20 protein-coding genes and 1 pseudogene are annotated in these 20,930 nt (G+C 46.5%); 6 read left to right on the forward strand and 15 right to left on the reverse strand.

The window, feature by feature from the left end; genetic code table 11:
* Nucleotides 1-95: 95 nt before the first annotated feature.
* The 4 genes from HNP82_RS05730 to HNP82_RS05745 form a co-directional block, all read right to left on the reverse strand.
* Nucleotides 96-1,571, reverse strand: a complete 1,476-nt coding sequence (locus tag HNP82_RS05730) for an L-fucose/L-arabinose isomerase family protein (protein ID WP_183772409.1) — start codon at nt 1,569-1,571, stop codon at nt 96-98.
* Nucleotides 1,572-1,629: 58 nt separating this feature from the next.
* A complete protein-coding gene (locus HNP82_RS05735) occupies nt 1,630-2,253 on the reverse strand; it encodes a DUF4867 family protein (RefSeq protein WP_408609656.1) in 624 nt (207 codons plus the stop codon).
* A gap of 142 nt (nt 2,254-2,395) precedes the next feature.
* Nucleotides 2,396-3,829 (reverse strand): carboxylesterase/lipase family protein, encoded by a 1,434-nt coding sequence (locus HNP82_RS05740; protein ID WP_183772413.1) that lies wholly within the window; start codon nt 3,827-3,829, stop codon nt 2,396-2,398.
* Between the two features lie 258 nt (nt 3,830-4,087).
* A complete protein-coding gene (locus HNP82_RS05745; RefSeq protein ID WP_183772415.1) occupies nt 4,088-5,776 on the reverse strand; it encodes an ABC transporter substrate-binding protein in 1,689 nt (562 codons plus the stop codon).
* A gap of 504 nt (nt 5,777-6,280) precedes the next feature.
* On the opposite strand from HNP82_RS05745, the gene HNP82_RS05750 reads away from it, so the two are divergent.
* Nucleotides 6,281-8,206: a glycoside hydrolase family 2 protein gene (locus HNP82_RS05750; RefSeq protein WP_183772417.1), complete on the forward strand. Its 1,926-nt coding sequence runs from the start codon at nt 6,281-6,283 to the stop codon at nt 8,204-8,206.
* Nucleotides 8,207-8,260: 54 nt separating this feature from the next.
* On the opposite strand, the gene HNP82_RS05755 is transcribed toward HNP82_RS05750, so the two are convergent.
* The 3 genes from HNP82_RS05755 to trmB form a co-directional block, all read right to left on the reverse strand.
* Entirely contained in the window at nt 8,261-8,482 is a 222-nt protein-coding gene (locus HNP82_RS05755; RefSeq protein WP_243164658.1) for an aspartate dehydrogenase, read from the reverse strand.
* Nucleotides 8,483-8,520: 38 nt separating this feature from the next.
* On the reverse strand, nt 8,521-9,039 hold the full coding sequence (locus HNP82_RS05760) for a nucleoside recognition domain-containing protein (RefSeq protein WP_183772418.1): 519 nt from the start codon (nt 9,037-9,039) through the stop codon (nt 8,521-8,523).
* Between the two features lie 365 nt (nt 9,040-9,404).
* A complete protein-coding gene (gene trmB / locus HNP82_RS05765) occupies nt 9,405-10,040 on the reverse strand; it encodes a tRNA (guanosine(46)-N7)-methyltransferase TrmB (protein ID WP_183772420.1) in 636 nt (211 codons plus the stop codon).
* Between the two features lie 482 nt (nt 10,041-10,522).
* On the opposite strand from trmB, the gene HNP82_RS05770 reads away from it, so the two are divergent.
* Nucleotides 10,523-12,040 carry a D-alanyl-D-alanine carboxypeptidase family protein gene (locus HNP82_RS05770; RefSeq protein ID WP_183772422.1) on the forward strand — a complete coding sequence of 506 codons (1,518 nt, stop codon included), beginning with the start codon at nt 10,523-10,525 and terminating at the stop codon, nt 12,038-12,040.
* Nucleotides 12,041-12,143: 103 nt separating this feature from the next.
* Here HNP82_RS05770 and HNP82_RS05775 read toward each other — a convergent pair whose 3' ends face one another.
* A complete protein-coding gene (locus tag HNP82_RS05775; RefSeq protein WP_183772424.1) occupies nt 12,144-13,118 on the reverse strand; it encodes an exonuclease domain-containing protein in 975 nt (324 codons plus the stop codon).
* A gap of 86 nt (nt 13,119-13,204) precedes the next feature.
* Nucleotides 13,205-13,849: a type I phosphoribosyltransferase gene (locus tag HNP82_RS05780; protein ID WP_183772426.1), complete on the reverse strand. Its 645-nt coding sequence runs from the start codon at nt 13,847-13,849 to the stop codon at nt 13,205-13,207.
* 347 nt (nt 13,850-14,196) lie between these two features.
* Here HNP82_RS05780 and HNP82_RS05785 point away from each other — a divergent pair, with 347 nt between their 5' ends.
* Together HNP82_RS05785 and HNP82_RS05790 are read left to right on the forward strand one after the other, a co-directional pair.
* Entirely contained in the window at nt 14,197-14,604 is a 408-nt protein-coding gene (locus HNP82_RS05785; protein WP_243164659.1) for a DUF4430 domain-containing protein, read from the forward strand.
* Nucleotides 14,605-14,610: 6 nt separating this feature from the next.
* Nucleotides 14,611-15,102 carry a hypothetical protein gene (locus HNP82_RS05790; RefSeq protein ID WP_183772428.1) on the forward strand — a complete coding sequence of 164 codons (492 nt, stop codon included), beginning with the start codon at nt 14,611-14,613 and terminating at the stop codon, nt 15,100-15,102.
* Nucleotides 15,103-15,180: 78 nt separating this feature from the next.
* Here HNP82_RS05790 and HNP82_RS05795 read toward each other — a convergent pair whose 3' ends face one another.
* The 5 genes and pseudogenes from HNP82_RS05795 to HNP82_RS05815 all read right to left on the reverse strand — a co-directional run bounded on the left by HNP82_RS05795 (nt 15,181) and on the right by HNP82_RS05815 (nt 18,082).
* On the reverse strand, nt 15,181-15,630 hold the full coding sequence (locus HNP82_RS05795; protein ID WP_183772430.1) for an Hsp20/alpha crystallin family protein: 450 nt from the start codon (nt 15,628-15,630) through the stop codon (nt 15,181-15,183).
* 290 nt (nt 15,631-15,920) lie between these two features.
* Nucleotides 15,921-16,355, reverse strand: coding sequence for an Hsp20/alpha crystallin family protein (locus HNP82_RS05800; protein WP_183772432.1), 435 nt, complete (start codon nt 16,353-16,355; stop codon nt 15,921-15,923).
* A gap of 141 nt (nt 16,356-16,496) precedes the next feature.
* Nucleotides 16,497-16,946 (reverse strand): Hsp20/alpha crystallin family protein, encoded by a 450-nt coding sequence (locus HNP82_RS05805; protein WP_183772434.1) that lies wholly within the window; start codon nt 16,944-16,946, stop codon nt 16,497-16,499.
* Between the two features lie 265 nt (nt 16,947-17,211).
* Nucleotides 17,212-17,340: pseudogene (locus HNP82_RS05810) on the reverse strand (site-specific integrase); the annotation flags it as partial.
* Between the two features lie 145 nt (nt 17,341-17,485).
* Nucleotides 17,486-18,082, reverse strand: a complete 597-nt coding sequence (locus HNP82_RS05815) for an Rpn family recombination-promoting nuclease/putative transposase (protein ID WP_183772437.1) — start codon at nt 18,080-18,082, stop codon at nt 17,486-17,488.
* A gap of 199 nt (nt 18,083-18,281) precedes the next feature.
* Between HNP82_RS05815 and HNP82_RS18360 the strand changes: the two genes are divergently transcribed.
* Both HNP82_RS18360 and HNP82_RS18365 read left to right on the forward strand, forming a co-directional pair.
* The gene (locus tag HNP82_RS18360) at nt 18,282-18,563 is read left to right on the forward strand and encodes a hypothetical protein (RefSeq protein WP_330599453.1); all 282 of its coding nucleotides are present in this window, start codon (nt 18,282-18,284) and stop codon (nt 18,561-18,563) included.
* Between the two features lie 132 nt (nt 18,564-18,695).
* A complete protein-coding gene (locus HNP82_RS18365; protein ID WP_330599454.1) occupies nt 18,696-19,766 on the forward strand; it encodes a transposase in 1,071 nt (356 codons plus the stop codon).
* Between the two features lie 360 nt (nt 19,767-20,126).
* Here HNP82_RS18365 and HNP82_RS05825 read toward each other — a convergent pair whose 3' ends face one another.
* Nucleotides 20,127-20,930 (reverse strand): ABC transporter ATP-binding protein, encoded by an 804-nt coding sequence (locus HNP82_RS05825; protein ID WP_183772439.1) that lies wholly within the window; start codon nt 20,928-20,930, stop codon nt 20,127-20,129.

The following is a 20,930-nucleotide window of genomic DNA, read 5'->3' on the forward strand; positions in this document are numbered from 1 at the left end:
ATTTAAAAAGCTCCGGCCCAAACTTCTGGTCCGGAGCTTTTATCAGATGTGAAAAGGCTCACTTATCCGACTTCTAAAACAGAGCCGCCAAGACATCAGGCAAATGGATTTTCCGTCTTGTAAGGAAGTGCCTTCGGATGATTGTAATCAATCTCCTCTGCCTCTACACCTAAATATTTGAACACTTCATATAATGCTTTTCCGAAATGGCCAAATGCCACAGCGCCATGATGAGGATAGTTTTTCTCAACAAGGACATGACGGTAAAATCTGCCCATTTCAGGAATAGCAAATACACCGATAGCGCCGAAGGAACGGGTTGCCACCGGAAGGACTTCGCCCTGAGCCACATAGGCGCGGAGTTTCGCGTCAGATGTACTCTGGAGACGGAAGAATGTAATATCTCCGGGAATAATATCGCCCTCAAGAGTTCCCTGGGTTACTTCCTCAGGCAGTGTTCTCGCCATGATCCGCTGGAAATTCATAGAGCAGAAGGAAAGCTTGCTGGCTGCGGTATTGCCGCAGTGGAAGCCCATAAATGTATCTTTCTGTGTATAATTATATTTGCCTTTAATATCTTCGTCAAACATATCCGCCGGAACAGTATTGTTAATATCCAACAGTGTTACTGTATCCTGGGAGATCACAGTTCCGATAAACTCGCTGAGGGCGCCGTAAATATCTACTTCACAGGATACGGGGATGCCTCTGTCTGTCAGACGGCTGTTGACATAACATGGAACACAGCCAAACTGTGTCTGGAATGCAGGCCAGCATTTTCCGGCAATAGCTACATATTTTCTGGAACCTCTGTGAGCCTCAACCCAGTCTAACAGTGTCAGCTCATACTGAGCAAGTTTTGGAAGGATCTCCGGTTTCTTGTTGCCTGTGCCCAGCTCCTCTTCCATACTTTTAACAACTTCAGGGATGCGGGCATCGCCTTCATGGTTTTTAAATGCTTCAAAAAGGTCAAGCTCAGAGTTTTCCTCAATTTCAACGCCCAGGTTGTAAAGCTGTTTGATGGGAGCGTTGCAGGCAAGGAAGTCCTGAGGCCGGGGGCCAAAGCTGATGATCTTTAAGTTGTTCAGGCCTACAATAGTCCGGGCAATAGGCATGAATTCGTTGATCATATCAGCTACTTCATCGGCTGTTCCAACAGGATATTCCGGAATATAAGCGCGGATGTTGCGCAGTTTCAGGTTGTAGCTGGCGTTAAGCATACCGCAGTAAGCGTCGCCCCGGCCGTCGATCAGGTTGCTTCCAGTTTCCTCAGCGGCAGCAACAAACATTACTGGGCCGTTAAAGTATTTCGCCAGAAGTGTCTCGCTGGTTTCCGGTCCGAAATTGCCAAGATAAACAACAAGAGCGTCACAGCCATTAGCATTCACATCGGCAAGTGCCTGCTGCATATGTACTTCGCTCTCCACAACAACAGGACATTCATAGATATCGCCGTATTTTGCTTTGTAAGAAGCAACGACAGCCTGTCTGCGGCTTTCGGATAATGTCATCGGGAAACAGTCACGGCTTACAGCCACGATACCCACTTTAATTTCAGGGATATTGTTCATTTCTTTTTTCCTCCTCTTTTATCACAGGGCTTTTTTATTGAAAGCTCCATCAGGTTCTTTATACACAAAGATTCTCGCCTTTAAGCCCTACGAAAGCGCCGTCTCCTTCAAGTCCGGCTTCCTCATGGGCGATGAGCCATTTGTTTCTGGCAAAAAGAAGTCGGTCTTCCGCCGTGGCAGCTTCCCGGCTCTCAATGTCTGTATTGGTTCCTTTGGGAAGAACCACAATAACTCTGAAACCACCGTCTTTTCCATTACACGGAGCGTAATGGAGGGTAGTTGCGTAAAGCTCGATCACACTTCCCGCCGGAGCGTAGAACGCTTCCATTTTAGATGTGTCATAGGTGAAATCATCTTCAATATCCTGCTGCATACCCACGATGAAAACAGCGTCGGTCTCCGGAATATTGATCTCTGAATTGCGATGATATTCTACTGCGTTCAGTTTATGATTATTGCCATTGCAGTAGCCGATCTGTACAGGCATTCCGCCAAAAAGGCTGTATGTAATCGCTTCGCAGGCGCTGTCCCCTTCAAGAACCGGATCGGAAGCCACATACACCGTTGAATCCTCAGGCAGCGGCGTAGCCTTCATCTTCTCCAGAAGGCCGGCAACATCAAGACCGTCCACCAGATGTCCGTATTTTCTAAAAGCGGCGTCGGTAATTGGTTTTACTTCCATGGGATTACCCATTATAAACACTCCCCTTTCATTTTTAGTTTATTGGTTAAACTAATTGTCTTTATAATATACGAAAAACGCTAAAAGGTCAATATCTTTTAGCGTTTTTCCTGTTACTATTTTTTTATAACCGTAAAATATTTTAAAGATTTTTCATTCCCTTTTCCCACACATCTAAGAATGCGTCAAATTCTTTGACCTTGCGGGTATCTGATCCATTTTCGTTGAAGTACATTTCTTCAGGGGCCTCTTTGGAAAATGTCTTCCACTCAGGAAGCCCTTCGCCGTTGGGGTCTCCGGTTTTCGCGAAGTTTGTCCAGTATTTGATCATCAATCTGGACAGATCGTAGTGACGCCCGTCAAAATCTCTCCAGCACCGGGCCAGCGTGCCGAAAACATACCAGATCTCCGCGGAGTGATAGGCCAGGCCGTCCTCCACAAAATGATACTCGTCATGTCCCGGAATATACGGATCAAAATAATAAACATAGGCAGGAATACGGTCTTTTGCACTCTGGGCCAGACCCACAAAAGTGTCTCCCATAAACGGCGCCGTGGCAGCCTCCAAACCCATGGCTTTCAGAACTTCCTCACGTCCTACATGCAGATCTTTATCGCCGCTGACAGATCCGGCAATAGTAGGAACATTTTTCCACTGTCCACTCTTTAAAGCATCGAAAGGTCTTTCCTTAAATACATATCCGTCCACTACCAGTTTTGGAGCCGGGCCAATATGCTTTTCAGCGTCCTCAAAAGCGCTGGCCAGTTCTTCGGCCGGCATCTCCCGAAGCTGCTCTATGGTCTTTCCAAGATATTCACAGGCTTTCACGCCCCATTCTTCCCCTTCTTCCATGGAGGACATCATAATATTTCCCGCCATGGTAAAAGTGCCGCTCTGGATAATCGCTTTGGAAAACAGACCGTCAGACAGATCGGTGATCAGGTGAGATACAATACTTGCCCCTCCCGCAGACTGTCCAAAGATAGTCACATTATCCTTATCTCCCCCAAAGGCTTCAATATTTTCCTGAACCCAGCGAAGAGCCGCCACCTGGTCGAGGATGCCATAGTTTCCTGAAACACCGTGTTCATCTCTTAAATCCGGGTGAGCGAAAAAACCAAAATAATTGAGACGGTAGTTAATCGTCACAAGGATCACCCCGGCCTTGCACAAAGCTTCCCCGTCAAACTCCATCTCGTGTCCGTAACCGCTGCCAAAACCGCCGCCGTGAATCCACACCATGACCGGAAGTTTTTCATCAACGCTCTGGGCCGGCGTCCACACGTTAAGATAGAGGGAATCCTCGCTGCACCGATAGCGGTAAGGATAGAACTCCTTTAAGAAAAAATCTCCAAAGGGAAGCCCCTGGATGGGGGACGCCTGCATACAGATATCCGAAAAAGTATCGCACAGCCGTTCACCCTCCCAGGCTTTCGGCGGCTGAGGCGCCTTAAAGCGGTTCTCTCTCACCGCCGGAGCGGCGTACGGGATTCCCCGGTATACGGTAAATGTAGGATTTCCGCAGGGTACGCCGCGGACAGCGCCGTATGTTGTCATTGTACTTCTAAGTGCCATTACATTCTCCTCCTCAAATTTGCTGATTTTATTTTACTATTTTAGACTCACATATGATATACGTTTTTTAACTTAGTTTTTGCGAGTTTTTGTCTCAAATAAAGACGGCTTAAAAATCCTTTGCGGATTTTAAGCCGTCTTCGCAGCTTTATTCCCACGGCAGTTAACCGGGCAAACGCGCGGATACCGTGGGTATCCAGTATCCCGCTGACTGCAGCAGAATATTGGATTTTATGAAAGACTTATTGGTAAAATCTCTTATTGATTCTGAGCGATCCACTCGTCTAACTGACGCTGGTATTCATCAATAACTTTCTGAGCGCCATTGGAGTAAAGCCGTTCCACAAACTGGTCATATACTTCCGGAGCAGCCATACCGGTTTCAATCTGAGGGCCAAACTCAGCATATACATTACTTAACGCGGATACTTCTGTGGCGATGCTGTCCGTGTTGGCGGTAAAACCGAGATATGCGGAAATCGGAGCGGACTCTACCTGAGCCTGAGATTCTTCACGCATGGTTGCAGAATTTCCTTCCCATGGAAGGGCCAGGAACTGATTGCCGATAAGGAAATCATCTGAATGATAAGGCACTTCCGAGTTCCCATCCGGATATTTTGCCACACCGTCTTCCACAATATAGTCACGTCCCTCAATACCCCATGCCATAAGGTTACTGATTTCCGGGCTTGTATACATCATAGACATAAAAGTAATGGCCGCTTCCGGCTCCGCGGAAGAATTGGGAACACACCATGCAAAGCCGGTCACACCGCCGGTGGTGATCGGTGTATCTACAAGGGGCACTGCGGTCAGATCCATACCGGCCTGACTTTCCGCGGTAGCCTCATAGCCATACTCACCTGTCATAATTGTAGCAAACAATACATTTGAGCGAATCAAGTCAGCCGCAAAATCAGATGTTGTGGCGGAATCCTGATAAATATATCCTTTTTCATACCAGTCATGGATAGTTTCATACAACTCCTTGTACTCCGGAAGATCAGCGATCAACTTCACCGTTGGGTCATCACCGCTGGCGTCAACAGCAAGTACCTGCGAACTTAATCCATCATATAAAGTATTTTCAGCCCCAGGCGTCTGAGCGATATAGCAGGCATTCACATAAGCAATATCACCATTTCCTGATGCTGGGGACAATCCTGCCAAATAGGACCATTTTTCACTGGACTTCACGGCCTCAAGTATATCTCCCAACTCGCTCAAACTCGTAATACTCTCCGCCTGCTCCACTAAGCCCAGATCTTCCAGCACGTCGGTACGCATAATCAGTTTTGATCCGGAAGCATAGTTGCGGTATGTAGGCACACCATAAATTCTTCCGTTTACCGTTGTGGCGTTAATATACTGTCCCACAGTGTCCAGTATGGGCTGTCCATACTCAGACATCAGATCCGTGATATCCATAAGCTGATTCTGAGTTACCATCGATGTAAATGTGGCGGCGCCTACCGGGAAGCTCATGAGAAGGTCTACCTGCTCGCTGGAACTCATCATCAGGCTGACCTGCTGAGCATAGTTGCCCATTTCAAGCATTTCAAAATTCACATGGACGTTGATCTGCGCCTCTGTGATCTCATTAATCGCGTCCTCTACTTCCTGCACGCCGGTTGGAATAGCGCCGGGAGCAATCTGCACAATATTAATGTCTACAAGATCATCCCACGTTACATTGTAAGTTACGTCAGAAGCCGCTCCTGTGTCCTGTGCCGCAACCGTATCCCCGGAGGCAGCTTCGCTTTCACTGTCCTGTGCCGCGCCTGTATCTGCCGCGCTGGCCTCAGTCTGTGCCGTGCTTTCAGCGGCTGTGGTTGTCTGCGGGGCCTCCGTGCTGTCCTGGGACTGGGTATCGCCGCCGCAGGCCGCAAGACTTCCCGCGATCATCATCCCTGATAACCCCAGTGCTAATAATTTTTTACCCTTCATTTCTTTACCTCCTTAAATCATTCGGTAGTTTTCCGCAACCGTTCAGCCATCTGAAAAAAAACAGATGAAACGGTTACATCCCCCTTGATTCTTTAAGCATGAGCTATACTAAGTATTGTCATGCTTAAGATTTTATCAGGCAATATGCAAGAATGATATAAGTATTTTAAGTTGTTTTTTAGTAATTTTTTACAGCTTTTTAAGATTAAAATACCTCACATTTGTCAATCTCTAAATCTACCTTAAAAATCCTCAAAGGATTTTTAAGGTAGAGACCAGCTCATGAGGAAGGAGACGGTCTGAGCTTTATGATGGCATAAATCATCCCGTCTCCTTCCTCATGAACTGTTACTAATACATTGCGATTCTTTAAAAAAACAGTTATAATAATAAATAAAATATCAATAACCTGTGGCCGGGCCGGCAGCAATTTTGTAACTATTCAGTCATGCGGCTGAGGAAAAAACGGCACCGACCGGGTGTTCAGGGAGGAGGTTTACACATATGAATGTCAAACAAATGCTTGGAGCGCTGCCCAAAAAAGAAAAGCTGCGGCCCCTTAAACCCCTGGAAACTGTCTGGGGAGAAAATCTTGATACAAACCATGTTCTCGAAGAGTATCCCCGTCCCCAGATGATGCGCGGCAATTATGAGATTCTTAATGGCTACTGGCGCTATGCCATTACATCTTCAGGAAAATATCCCCACAAATTTGACGGACTGATTCTGGTTCCATTTTCTCCGGAAAGCCCACTTTCCGGCGTTGGCCGGCAGCTTCACCCAGATGAATACCTGTGGTATGAACGCACGATTGATATCGAAAATTTTAAAAAAGGAACATGCTGTCTCCTTCATTTTGAAGCGGTAGACCAGTGCGCCGCTGTATACATTAACGGACATTTTGCCATAAAACATGCCGGAGGGTATCTTCCCTTCCATGTGGATCTGACACCCTGGTTAAAACCAGGGAAAAATCATATCCGCCTCACAGTGCGGGTGCAGGATTTTACAGACACATCTTATCACAGCCGGGGCAAGCAAAAACTTGCGCCTTCGGGAATGTATTATACTGCCCAGAGCGGCATCTGGCAGACGGTATGGATGGAGATGCTGCCAAAACACCACATTACCAGTGTCAGTTTTCGTACGGACTATGACCGGCATCAGGTGACTGTCAATGTAGGCGAATATCTCGCCCCATCATCTCCCCGGATACACATTAAGGTTTATGAGCCGCTTCTCGCCGGCGGCGCCCTGTCCCTGTGGGATCATGTGGATGAAACGGCGCTTCCTGTCATTGACTGTGAATTTGGCTCCCGACGTTTTACTCTGGATATTCCTGACCTGAAAAGCTGGACACCCCAGACGCCCTACCTGTACCCGGCAGTAATCACATCCGGATCTGATACCGTCCGCTGTTATTTTGCCATGCGTTGTTTCTCCGTAGAAAAAGATGACACAGGCATCCCAAGAATCTGTCTGAACCATGAGTCTGTTTTTCTCAACGGCGTCCTCTATCAGGGTTACTGGCCGGATGGACTTTACACGCCTCCTGCCGACGAGGCGCTGCGCTATGACCTGTGTAAGGCCAAAGAACTGGGGTTTAATATGATTCGTGTCCACGCCAAAATCGAATGCCGGCGCTGGTATTACTATTGCGATACCATGGGAATACTCGTATGGCAGGATATGGTCAACGGCGGCCATCCCACATCCCCGGTACTTCTTTCTTATCTGCCAACCCTTTTATGTGTTCCCGGCCCGGTAAAAAAAGCGCCGCTCCATGAAGATTCCCTGATCATGCGCCTGCTCTCCAGAAAAAATCCGGGTCTTGCCCCCAATGGCAAGCTGGAATACGTTATTACCGGCCGCACAGATCCACGAGGCCGTCAGGAATTTTTGCGGGAATGCATCCAGACGATCGGACTGTTACGGATCTTTCCGTCTATTATGACATGGGTTCCCTTTAATGAAGGCTGGGGACAGTTTGACACAGAACTGATCAGCGAACTGATCCATACTGCGGACGGAGAACGGCTTATTGACTCAGCCAGCGGATGGTTTGATCATGGTCTGGGTGACTTTAAGAGCGTTCACAATTATTTCCGAAAACTGATGCCTATAAAAGACTCTAGGGCCTATGTCCTCTCCGAATACGGCGGCTATGTCTACCGGATCAAAAAACACTGCGCCAGCACAGGCTCCTACGGCTACCGCACATTTCACGCCTACAGTGATTTTGAACAGGGCTTTTCCCGGCTGATGCTCCGCGAGATCCGTCCGCTGATCAAAAAAGGTCTGTGCGCGGCTATATATACCCAGCTCACAGACGTTGAGGAGGAATGCAACGGCCTGATCACCTATGACCGGCGCGTTTGTAAGATCTCACATAAAACCGCGAAACTTTTGCGCAAAAAAATAGAAAAATAACAAAGAACCCTTCCGGAAGGCAGCACCTCACAGCCGCCATCCGGAAGGGTTTAATTAATATTTGATCTCCACATCCTCCTTCTTCAACCCGTAATCCTTCAAAAACATCTCCATATCCCGGCTACTGCGGATACAGGCCACTTCCTCAAAACGCCCATCTTTATTCCAAAGAAAGCCGGCGCGCTTTTCCCCGGTACAAATACTGGAATAAATCACAGGCTTCTGAAGCGCCGGATCGTAAGGATATTTTTTCATTTTTTTCTGAAACAGCTTCATATACATCCACCTTCCCTTTCCACAAAACAGCCGCGCACTCACATCATGAGTCCTGCAAGAACCATACTGGCTCCCGTACCTGCGGCAGTTGCCAGAAGAGCGCCTTTGAGGGTGTACCGGGTTTTTGTGATCTTAGCCGCCATAAAATAAACGGACATGGTATAAAAAATCGTCTCTGTGCTGGATAAGATCAGAGAAGCGGCCAGCCCATTGTAGGAATCCGTCCCGTAATTTTTATAAATATCCAGCAAAAGGCCAGTGGACGCTGATGAGGAGAACATTTTCACAATAACCAGCGTAAAGACTTCTACAGCCATATGGAGCTTATCAAGAAGCGGCCCCATAACATCCCCCAGCAGGTCGAAAGCGGACGAGGCCCGCAAAACTCCCACAGCCAGCATCAGTCCCGCCAGCGTTGGCAAAATGTCGGCGACAATGCCAAGCCCCTCTTTAGCCCCTTCCACAAATGTGTCGTATACCTTAACTTTTGCCCGGACGCCGTAAACCACAATAAGGATGACAACCACAGGCAAAATATATGCTGAAAACGCTGCCATTTTCCGGTCACCGCCTTAAACACCCTTTAGTCCATCCTATGTGAGCGCCGCCAGTTTTATGTCCTTCGGCCCCTTTTTTCAGGTCCGCGCCAGACGCATCCTCCATGTCCGCCATTTTGTCCACGGCATTTTTTTTCATGACAATTTTTTCCAGAGCAATTTTTCCCAAATCCATCCAGGATCTTTTCCACATCCTTGAGGGAATGCCACATCTGCTCCATTTTTTTACACATACACTGGTGATCATATATTGCCAGAGTGATCTTCTTTTGAATGTCCCGGGTCAGGCTCATCCTATCACTCCTGTTTTCATAGTCTTTAGTGTATTTTATGCAAAGTCCGCCCTTATGTGCGCCCGAAAACGCCTATCGGTAAGCCACCAGGCGGCATATAGGATTACCCTTTGCCGTAAAACGCTCCTCATATTCCGTCATAATATTTCCCTGGGCATATTCGCTGTGATGGAGATCAAAAGTATAGTTTTCCAATGTCCATCCCGCCTCCTTCACCTGCTCCAAAGAGAAATCAAACAGGGGCCGATTGTCTGTCTTAAATGTCACCCGCCCGTCTTTCTTTAAAAAAGCGTCATAGCGGTTCCAGAATGGCACCGACGTCAGCCTGCGCTTAGCATGGCGGTCTTTCGGCCATGGATCTGAAAAATTCAGGTAAATCCCTGAAATCTCGTCCTTGTCAAAGGCATCGCAAATATATTCCGCGTCCATTCGGATAAACAAAAGATTGCTGCCTTCAAAATCTTCCATTTTTTCAAGGGCCCTCACAAGCACACTGGAATATTTCTCAATACCAATATAATTATTTTGAGGATTCTGTCGGGCCATCTCCACAATAAACTTGCCTTTGCCCATTCCGACTTCAATGAAGATAGGATGGTCATTGCCAAAAAGCCGGCTCCACTGTCCCTTGTGTGCCGCCACCTCCTGTATAACCAGAGAATTAGCCGCAATAGTTTCTCTTGAACCTTTTACATTTCTTAAACGCATATCTGTCCGCCTCCCACCCGGATTTCACAGCCGGGCAAAAAGTCTCTCCTTTCATCATCCTACGCTTTCATGTGCGGCAAAGCCATCCGCCCGCGCCGCAGATAAAAGCCAATATTCCCTGTTTTCTTGGGTTTTTCTTAGAAACATCTTATACGAAAACAAATTCACCGTCAATACTCCTGTCCGCCAAATCCTTCTTCGACAGGATTTGACTTTTATTTCTATTTCTATTAAAATGATACAAGCGTCAACGAGTCATAAGGTCTGCGCTTGCGCAGCCATGCATGACTTTAGGTCGCTGGACGTCCGCTTAGCGCCGACCGAAGCAAAGCGAAGACGCGGGAGTGCGTCAGCACGAAGCGATACTCCGTCATAGGCGTCAAAAATATCTTTTGACACCATCATCATTAAAATGCCATATATAAAGGGAGGACGCGACGGATTGAGGAGAAACCTTCCCCATTCTGCCGTGTAAAGAAAAAATGAAAAGAATCCGATTTATCATTCCGGTCCTGCTCCTTGGTCTGTCTGGGACTTGCGTTCCTGCCTACGCTCCGTCACTGACAGCCTACGCTTCGGAGACTGCGGCACAGAACCAACCGGAAGAAAACGCCGGGGAGTCATCCTCAGATAATGGCACCTCCGACGAAGAAACCGCTGAGACAGAACTGGTTCCACAGCTTTTGGACACAGACAAAGTCTCCACAGATGATATTTTACTGTATAGTTCCGCCTGTGTGGTCATGGATACACAAAACAATGCCATTTTATACTCTAAAAACCGCTCAGACCGCCATTATCCTGCCAGCACTACAAAAATTCTCACAACTCTCCTGGCGCTGGAACGAACCGATCTCAGTGACACGATCACTTTTTCTGAGGAAGCTGTGAACAGTATTAACTGGTGGGACAGCTCCAATATGGAACTTGAGCCGGGAGATCAGCTCACGGTAGAACAGACCCTCTACGGCGTCATGCTCCAGTCTGCCAACGAGGCTGCCTACGGCCTTGCCGAGTATGTCAGCGGCTCTGTGGACGCCTTTGCTCAGGACATGACAGACTACGCCATAAGTCTCGGCTGCCGTATGACCCATTTTACCAACGCCAGCGGGCTTCACGATGATAACCACTACACAACGGCCAAGGATCTGGCCCTTATTGCCAGCGCCGCCGCCCAAAATGAAGATTTTAGGACAATCACAGGGACGATTAACTACAGTGTGGAAAACATCAATTATAAAGCCATGACTCCGGAGACAGAAGAATCCCAGGAAGGAGATCATTCCACCGGCAATGAGGCAGCCTCTGAAAGTACGCAAACGACCCCGGAGCTTGTCCCTGAACCTTTCCCTCTGTACAATCATCACAAAATGGTCAACAATGAATACCCCTATGAAGGGTGTTACGGGGGAAAAACCGGCTATACCGAGGAGGCCAGAAACACCCTTGTAACCTATGCCAGGCGGGGAGACATAGATCTGGTATGTGTTGTTATGGACTGCCCCGGCGGCGGTAATTACATTTATGATGATACCGCTCTGGCACTGGATTATTGTTTTGAAAATTATGAACGGCTTTTAGAAGAATATAACGAGGCCCAGGCACTGCTGGATTATCCTGATATGGCCCTCATGGACTGGTATCACCCTGAGATTACCCCTTTGTCCGCTCAGGAAGGTTACTATCCTTATTTAAAGGAATCCATGGCCGTCTATACCCAATATCTGGAAAACCAGGCCTCCCAGGAAACTCTGGACGAAGCCATTGAAGACAAATCTCTTGAAGCCTTTATGGAATACTCCCGGATGAACCAGTACCGGCCTCTTATCATCGTCTGCGTTATTCTTTTTGTAGTTCTTGTAGCGCTGTCCTTAGTTCTGATCTACATTGCCAGAAGGTTCAAACGCCGCCGCAGACGCCGCCGTTATGAAGCGATGAAACGCCAGCGGCTTACTGAAAACCAAAAAGAAGCCGATAGCCAAAAGGAAAACGAACCTTAAATCCGATCCTGGCCACCGGTACACAGCGCCCTTCCGGGCGCACCAAAAAAAGTTCCGGCACTGAAATCATCTTCGGTGCCGGAACTTTTTTGAAACGCGCTCTCTATCTGGCTCTCTGGCTCTCATTTTCTCTGCGGCGCTTTTCCCTTCGTTTTTGCGCCACGCTCTTTTTCATTTCCCTCAGTTCCTTCACCTGATCTGCCGTCACGGGACGTATAGTTTTAACGACATAGATCCGGTCTTCATCGGTTTTCTTAAACCGGATCTTTCCCCTGAGGAGACCATGCTCCCGACAGATGGCAAGACTGTAGTAAGCTTTGTTCTTTCCCAGAAACCAGCGGATCTTTTTAGCCGCCGGACGATGACAGATGCAGCATCGGGTGGACCGCACTTCCCGATCCGCCAAAGCTTCCTCTTTCGTTGAAAACTCTCTGGAAATGTACTTGGAGTGAGTCTCATAATCCAGATGGATCTCCTGCTGTCTCGTCTGAGGATTCTGATAATAATCTACGGAATACAGCTTTTTTACCAGATCCATGTCCATTTGGGCAAAAACCTGAGCCGTATAGCGGGCGTCGTTAATGGCCCTGTGGAACGGATATTCCCCAGACAATCCCAAAAGTTCCACCGCGGATTCCAGGGAACAGGAGGGCCGTTCCATAGGATCTTTTAATATACGAAACAGCTTTTGTACATTATAGTATTTCAGGGGGCCCACAAGCAGGTCCTCCAGCCGGTAATATTTCATATTCCGCTGAAGTTCGACCAGATCTGTGTTGCCCCAGGTACAAAACATAAAGTCATCGCCACACCACAGCAAAAAATCTACAATGGTATGGGTAAATAAAGCACCGTGGCCGATCTCTTCCTGGGTGATCCCGGTCAGCTCCATGGTCATGTGGTGCAGCTTCTTATAGACCTTGGGCTGTATGACCGCGTCAAATGTATCTATAATATTTCTTTTCTCATCCAGTTTTACGGCTCCGATTTCAATAATCTCAAAAGGGAGCGTCTTCTTTCCCGTCCCCTTGCCGTATGGGCTCTGATTCCATTCAAAATCTACAACAATATACTCCACGGTGCCTCAACCTCTCAAAAGCGCAACAGTTCATCCCGCGCCATCCTTCATGGCAAAACTGTTGCCCAAAAACTGATATGCATTTTCTAAATCTTGGAATAGCCGAATCCGTTGATCACAGCCTCAACATGCATACCCTGCTTGCAGTACGGGCAATCCCACGGAGCAAAAGCTTCATACTTCACAGGAAGGTCTTCTCCGCTGAAGATGGCGTTGACCTCAAGGCCGTGGCTCTCTTTGACTGCGCTGAATATCGCCGCGATACCGCATACGCTCCCGCCATAGTAGTTAATACATTCTACAGCCTGAGCAATGGTCTTTCCGGTGGTTGTGCTGGCGCAAAGCAGAAGTACCTGCATATTTTTCACCATTCTCTGATTATTATCCCGGAAAATAATCTGACCTCCGGAGCCATATTCCGGTGTGACAACAGATATATTCTTCCCCGCGTTAATGGACATCACTCCATTTTCCGCAAGCATCTCCGCCATAAACGCAGCGATAACCTCAGTCCCATCCAGACAAATAATCGTATCCACAGGCGTTGTGTTTATATATCTGTCCGCCAATGTTTTCGCCGTCTCTCTGGCATTATTATGACGGCACTTTACAGTGGACATGTCAATGTAAGTATTGACATGGGAATGGGATGTGGCGAAATGCCCATTCATAACCTTGATCCTGGCTTTCGGGTTTCTTGTAGAACGAATATCTTTTAATCTGCTTTCCATAAAATCTCCTCCCCTGACAAATCATTTGCCCATCTTCCCCATATGCCTTCTCCCGGCTTGCGCAGACCTCAGCATGAAAAAGGTATGTCTGACTAAATGATTACGGAATTTGTGCATAAATTTATTTTACCACAAAAGTACGAAAAGCACCACTATTTATATTCGCGTTAGATGTTCGCACCAGTTGCAGTCAAAAAAAATACAAAAGCATGGTGATTTTTATAGAATTTTTCCATAAATGATAGTGATTTTTATAATATAATAAAATTATTCCAAAATTTTAAAGGCTTTCCGGATTCCTCCGGCATTGCAGCAGATTTTGGTTATATTCACCTACAGGAGGCACTATGAAAATGAATGAAAAAAGCAGCAAAAAGAGCGTCATTATAGGGCTCATCGCCCTGATCGTCATTGTGGCAGTCATTGGAGTGATCTATTGTATTTTCAGACCCGGCACTCAGTCCGGTTCCAAAGATATAACCATCAATGTGATCAACAGCGCCGGCGAGACTTCCAGCTACGAAGTTGCAACAGACGCGGAATATCTCCAGGGCGCCATGGATGATGCCGACGGGTTGTCCTATGAGACAGATTCCACAGATATGGTTATCACCGTCAACGGAGAAACTGCGGACTATAACACGGATCAGGCTTACTGGGCGTTTTACATCAATGGCGAATACTGTAACTACGGTATCACGCAGCAGCCTGTTGCCGACGGCGATGTCTTTTCTATTGAGTACACAAAGGGCTGAGGATAAATGTCAAAAGCGAAAGAGATTGCCTTTGCCGCTTTAATGGCGGCCGTCATGTTTACAGCCCAGGTCGCTCTGTCCTTTCTTCCCAATATTGAGCTGGTATCCATTCTTGTCATCGTCAGCGCCATTGTCTTCGGAAAATGGTCACTCATGAGTATTTATGGTTTTGTTCTTCTGGAAGGACTGTTCTATGGGTTTGGCATATGGTGGTTTAACTACTGCTACATATGGGCTATTCTTTATATCATCGCCCGGATTTTCCACCGTATAGAGAACCCGGTCATTTGGGCCATTATTTCCGGGGCCTATGGTCTATCTTATGGTTTATTATGCGCTATCCCCTATGGCATCGCCGGAGGTTTGTATGCCGGAATTTCATACTGGATCAGCGGCATCCCCTTTGACCTGCTCCACTGCGCTGGAAACTTTGCCGTGGCTCTCGTACTTTTTCGCCCACTGTCCCACGCCTGCCGCTACATTCAACGCCATATTTAATACAAAAGCCCCCGGACGGTTAAAATACACCATCCGGGGGCTTCTGGCTATATTAAAATAATGCAAATGGAGTTTGTATTAGCCTTCAATTGAAATGTACTTCTTCTGTTCTACCGCTTTCGCGTCTTTTTTCGGAACAGACAGTTTCAAAATGCCATCCTCAAATTTGGCATGAATGTCTTCCTGTGTAACGCCGTCACCTACATAGAAGGTTCTCGCGCATGTACCGCTGTATCTTTCCTGACGGATATATTTGCCTTCTTTATCCTTCTCATCCTTATCCAGGCCCTTGTTGGCTGTGATGGTCAGATAACCGTCTTTCAGCTCAGCGGTAATATTCTCTTTCTTAAATCCCGGAAGATCAATATCCAGCTCATAGGCATCATTAGTCTCGCGAACGTCGGTCTTCATAATGTTTTTTCCATGTTTTCCATATAATGGACTGCGTCTTGTAAAAAATTCATCATCAAATGGGAAATCCATCCAGTCATCTAACAAACTTTCTCCAAAAATACTAGGCATTAACATAAGTCATTCCTCCATTCCGACTTCATATCTATAATAAACGATTTTAATCTTATTTTACTTTCACTTCCAGGCGGCGGCTAAAAGCCTGCCGCCCTTTATATTATGAGACAAGCGACAAAAGGTCATGCGGGCTGCGCTTGCGCAGGCAAGCATGGCTTTGTGGCGCGCAAAACACCGAAAAGCAGTCATTTTTTGCAGAAAAATGAGCGGATTTGAGGTGTTTTTAGGATTGCGGGAGTACGAAGTACGGAGCAATCCGTGTCTCATGCCCATTTGTCGGGCAACTCATATTATTCAATAGAGATATATTTCTTCTCCTCAACAGCTTTGTTATCTTTCTTAGGCACGGACAACTTCAGGATACCATCCTTAAACTGGGCATGAATATCATCTTCCGTCACACCGTTGCCGACATAAAAGCTTCTTGAACAATTTCCGGTATATCTCTCCTGGCGGATATATCTGCCTTTCCTATCCTTTTTATCTTTTTCAAGATCTTTCGCTGCGGATATGGTCAGATAGCCATCCTCAAGCTGGATCTTAACATCATCTTTCTTGAATCCCGGAAGATCAACGTCCAATTCATATGAATCTTTCGTCTCTTTAATATCGGTCTTCATGATATTCTTTGCATGTTTTCCATACAGAGGATTGCGTCTGCCAAAGAAATCATCATCAAACCAGTCATCTAATAAGCTTTCTCCAAAAATACTAGGCATCAACATAAGTCATTCCTCCATTCAACCTGCATATTCAACTTCAATTTATATCTGAACCTTTCCGGCGCTTTCACGCCTTCCAGGATTGCTTTTGACTTTGCTTTTCACATCCGGGGACGTTTCTCAACGTCCCCGCTCTTTATCCCATCAGCCTTCGATGGAAATATATTTCTTCTGTTCTACGGCCTTGGCGTCTTTCTTAGGAATAGACAGTTTCAAAATGCCATCCTCAAACTTCGCGTGGATCTCATCCTGAGTTACCGCCTCGCCTACATAAAAGCTTCTTGAGCAGCTCCCGCTGTATCTTTCCTGACGGATATATTTGCCTTCTTTATCCTTCTCATCTTTATCCAGGCCCTTGTTGGCTGTGATGGTCAGATAACCGTCTTTCAGCTCGGCGGTAATATTTTCTTTCTTAAATCCCGGAAGATCAATGTCCAGCTCATAGGAATTGTCTGTCTCTTTCACATCGGTCTTCATAATATTCTTTGCGTTCTTTCCATACAAAGGATTGCGTCTTCCGAAAAATTCTCTTTCAAATGGGAAGTCCATCCAATCATCAAATAAGTTTTCTCCAAAAATACTAGGCATTAACATAAGTCATTCCTCCATTCGACTATTTATGTGCTCTGATTTAAAAACTCTTTCAGGAACCTTTCAGGGAATCTCTTTCAATCTCTCTCTTGATCCCCTTCCTTTGTTCTATATGTAATATAACACTTATTGTTGGCACTGTCAAGAGGTGAGTGCTAATAATTTTGTGAAAAAATTGTGAACCCTGTAAAATCAAGGGTTCACAGCCTCAAAAGTTTCTGAAATATGCCATTTTTCCGGTTTTGACACCAATTTTTTATTTTTGGTGTCAGAAACTTATAGCCAGATCATCCAGCCGGGCGACCTCTTTTTCAATTCTTGACCGGTCATCCAGATGATTATACACTTCCATGGTTACATTAATATGCGCATGGCCCATAATATACTGCAATACCTTTTGTATTTTTTCTTCCGGAGAAATCTTACCCATAGAAAATGCCCCCTTCCAGGAAAACAGTTTTATTTTTTCAACTGTCTACCTAAAAGGGAGCATATCAATTGACTGCCGGGGCCTTTTAAATTTATTTTTGTTCATACCATTTTTATCTGGCTGGACTTGTACTGCCAGACAGCCATTCCTGAACCAGCTTAACGCTGACCTTTAACGCCTGAGCAATAGTATCTGCTGACATTCCCATCTCAAACAGATTTTTTGCCGTTTCTTTCTGAGATTCCAGCCAGCCCTCTTTTCGCCCTTCCTTCAATCCGGATATTCTTCCATCCTCGATACCCTCTCTGTAGATTTTTTCAGATACTTCACACATTTCTTCATAGCCTCCTTCCTCACATTTCAGATAATGGACTCTTTTTGAAAGCTCTCCATGGGTCATATCATTGGGATCTGCGGTCTTGAAATATTTCATCAGCTTTGCCGTTTCGGATCCGTCATCTACCTCTGCATTCACATATGAAATATACTGCCCATCAACATAATTAAGCGCTGTATTTTCAAAATATTTCTTTACTGGATAAACAGTATAACCTGCCTTCCACAAGTCTGTTTCACTGATATAAATAATATAAACATCCGGCAGTTCTCCATAGGTCTTTCCCTTTTCCAGATATTCACTGTCGATCATAGCCCCGTAAAACCGGGTACGCCGGGCATGGTCAATGGTTTCCGACCGCTGGATCTCCAAATTATAAAGCTGCCCGGTGCTATCCTCCGCCAGTATATCATAACTTCTCGGAATCTTCAGCCCCGATTTTATAAGGCTTTCCGACCCCTATCTTAAAAAAATCACCCACTTTTTTTCAAAAAACGCTTGACAATTCGCTCAAAATTTGCGGCGAAGCCGATTGATTATATTTTATTTCAATCGACTGGAGGCGATTTCTTTGTTACCTTGTAATCCTGGCGGTCATGCCGCCTATCAGGATACTTTCGTATCCGATTTTCTGAAATTCTATCCGGATCCCTTTGCGCTTCCCAAAAGCACCTGGGATTATATCGTGCAGTTCTGGTATCTCGATCTTTCCCTGACGGATTCCATTATGCAGGAGTGTTACTCTGTTTTTGGCCCTGAACCCAGGCTTCCTTCCTGCATGCTGCGCTCCTATCTGCTTGCTTTGAGACTGAAAGTAACTTCCATCACCGTCTGGTGCCGCATGCTCAGGTAAACTCCTCTTTATGCCATCCTCAGCGGTTTCCCCTTCGGGGATACTCCCGGTGTCGGGACTTTTTATGATTTCTTTTCCCGCATCTGGCAGGCTGACTCTGACAATCTTTCCCCCAAAGACCGTTTCCCTAAAATGAAACCACCCAAAGGGAAAAAGAAAGGTGAGAAAACTCCCTGTGATTCTTCCAGTACCGCTTCCAAACTTCTTCCTTTGCTGGAACGCTGGAATTTGAAACCAGAGAATCCCTTTTTTCTCATTTTTCGGCTTTATCATCAGCAATTCCTGGATCGTTCTATTCAGAAAGGTTTGATCGTTCCAGACCATCTGGCTCTTGCCGGTGACGGCACCCCTGTCCGTACTGCTGCGCAGCAACGGAAAAAACGGATCTGCGATTGTAAGAAAAACGGCTGTCCTTCCTGCAGCTGCAAACGCCATTATTCTCAGCCGGACTGCAACTGGGGATGGGATTCCCATCGGGATTGCTACTTTTTTGGTTACCACCTCTACATGTATGTGGCCTCCGATTCCCACAGCGACCTCCCTGTATTTCCGCTTTTGGAACGGGCTTCCCGGCATGACATGTTTTCTTTTCTGCATTCCTTTTTCACCATGAAAGCATACCTTCCGCAGTTCCGTATTGAAAAACTCCTTCTGGATTCCGCCCATGACGCTTATGCTGTCTATGAATACTGCAGACGGGAAAAGATCACACCTTTTATCGACCTGAATCCGGGTCATACCGGACACTTCACTTATAAGGACGATTTCACCATTGACGATGATGGTGTCCCAATCTGTAAGATGGGCTTACGTATGCATAAAGATGGATATGAGGCTGCCAAGCATCGGGCCAAATACCGATGCCCAAAAGCAAACCGAAAACGTGGCTGCTTTTGTGAACATCCCTGTTCACCGGCGAAATACGGAAGGACCGTACATATCTTTACCGATGACAATCCAAGGTTATTTAACATACCGCCAAGGGACTCTAAAGCATGGGAAAAGGAATATGACAGAAGGACTTCCGTGGAACGCTCGAATAAGCGTGAGAAAGAGGACTATAAATTAGAAGACGGCAGGCACCGCTCTACGAAGATGTGGTACTGCCGCCTCTACGGCATCATGATGCTCCAACATCTTGATGCCTGGGAAATGCCATCCGTCGAGGCATTTCACGAATCATTATTAGGATTCACCGCCTAACAATGATATCTTAAACGACTCCATAAGATTTTTCAAGACATAGTACCCGCTATGTCCAATGTTTATGTCCATTTCTCGTAAATTTCTTTTCCTGCACGATATTCAGTTGTCAATTTTCGGTTGGAATCTTATTCATTGAGATTCCGAGAAGTTATATGTTGGTTTTATTATACCGCCATAATCAGTCAAATTCAATCATATTAGTTCACAATCTTTAGGAATTATTTTTGTATATAGTTCACAATCAGTCACTTTCTTTCAAAATCAGTCATTATTTTAAGCCCATTCTCCGCCTACATCAGACGTCCTGAAATACAAAAGGAGCATCCCAAACATGGGACACTCCAAATCCTGATTTCTTCAGTTTTTTGAATACACCGGCTTGATCCTATAGGTTACACACATAGGGCGCCCGGTCCACGGATCTTTATCCACATAAGCGTCCAAAGAAAACACATCCGCCAGAACTTCCCTGGTCATCACCGCTTCCGCTGTGCCTTCGTACAGCACTTTTCCCTCACGCATGGCGATCATCCAGTGGGAAAAACGGGCCGCCAGATTCAGGTCATGGATCACAAGGGCAATGGTCTTGTGAGAGGTTTCATTAAGATCTTTCAGCAGCTCCAGCACCTCCAGCTGATGGGCCATGTCCAGATATGTGGTGGGCTCATCCAGAAGGATCAGCGGCGTATCCTGAGCCAGGGCCATGGCAATCCAGGCTCTTTGCCGCTGACCGCCGGAAAGGGCGTCAATATTTCTTTGGGCAAACGCTTCCATATGGGTCATTTCCAGGGCCCACTGAATGGCCTTATGATCCTCAGATTTCAGCTTTCCGAAGCCCTTTTGGTGGGGATAACGTCCGTAAGCCACAAGCTCCTCCACCGTCAGGCCGCCGGGAGCCTGGGGACTTTGAGGGAGAATGGCCATTTTCTGAGCCACCTGGATGGTAGGCAGCTGGGCAATCTGCTGCCCGTCCAGGATCACCTGACCGGTTTTAACAGGCATCATCCGGGACAGAGCCTTTAAAAGCGTGGATTTTCCGCAGCCGTTAGGCCCGATAATGGAAGTGATCTGACCTTTAGGAATCTGCACGTCCATCTCTTGGATAATGGTGTTTTGCTGATACCCTACCGATATGCCTTCCCCTTTTAATATGGCTTCCAT

Source organism: Catenibacillus scindens, assembly GCF_014202115.1.
In the GTDB taxonomy this organism is placed as follows: Bacteria; Bacillota; Clostridia; order Lachnospirales; family Lachnospiraceae; genus Catenibacillus; species Catenibacillus scindens.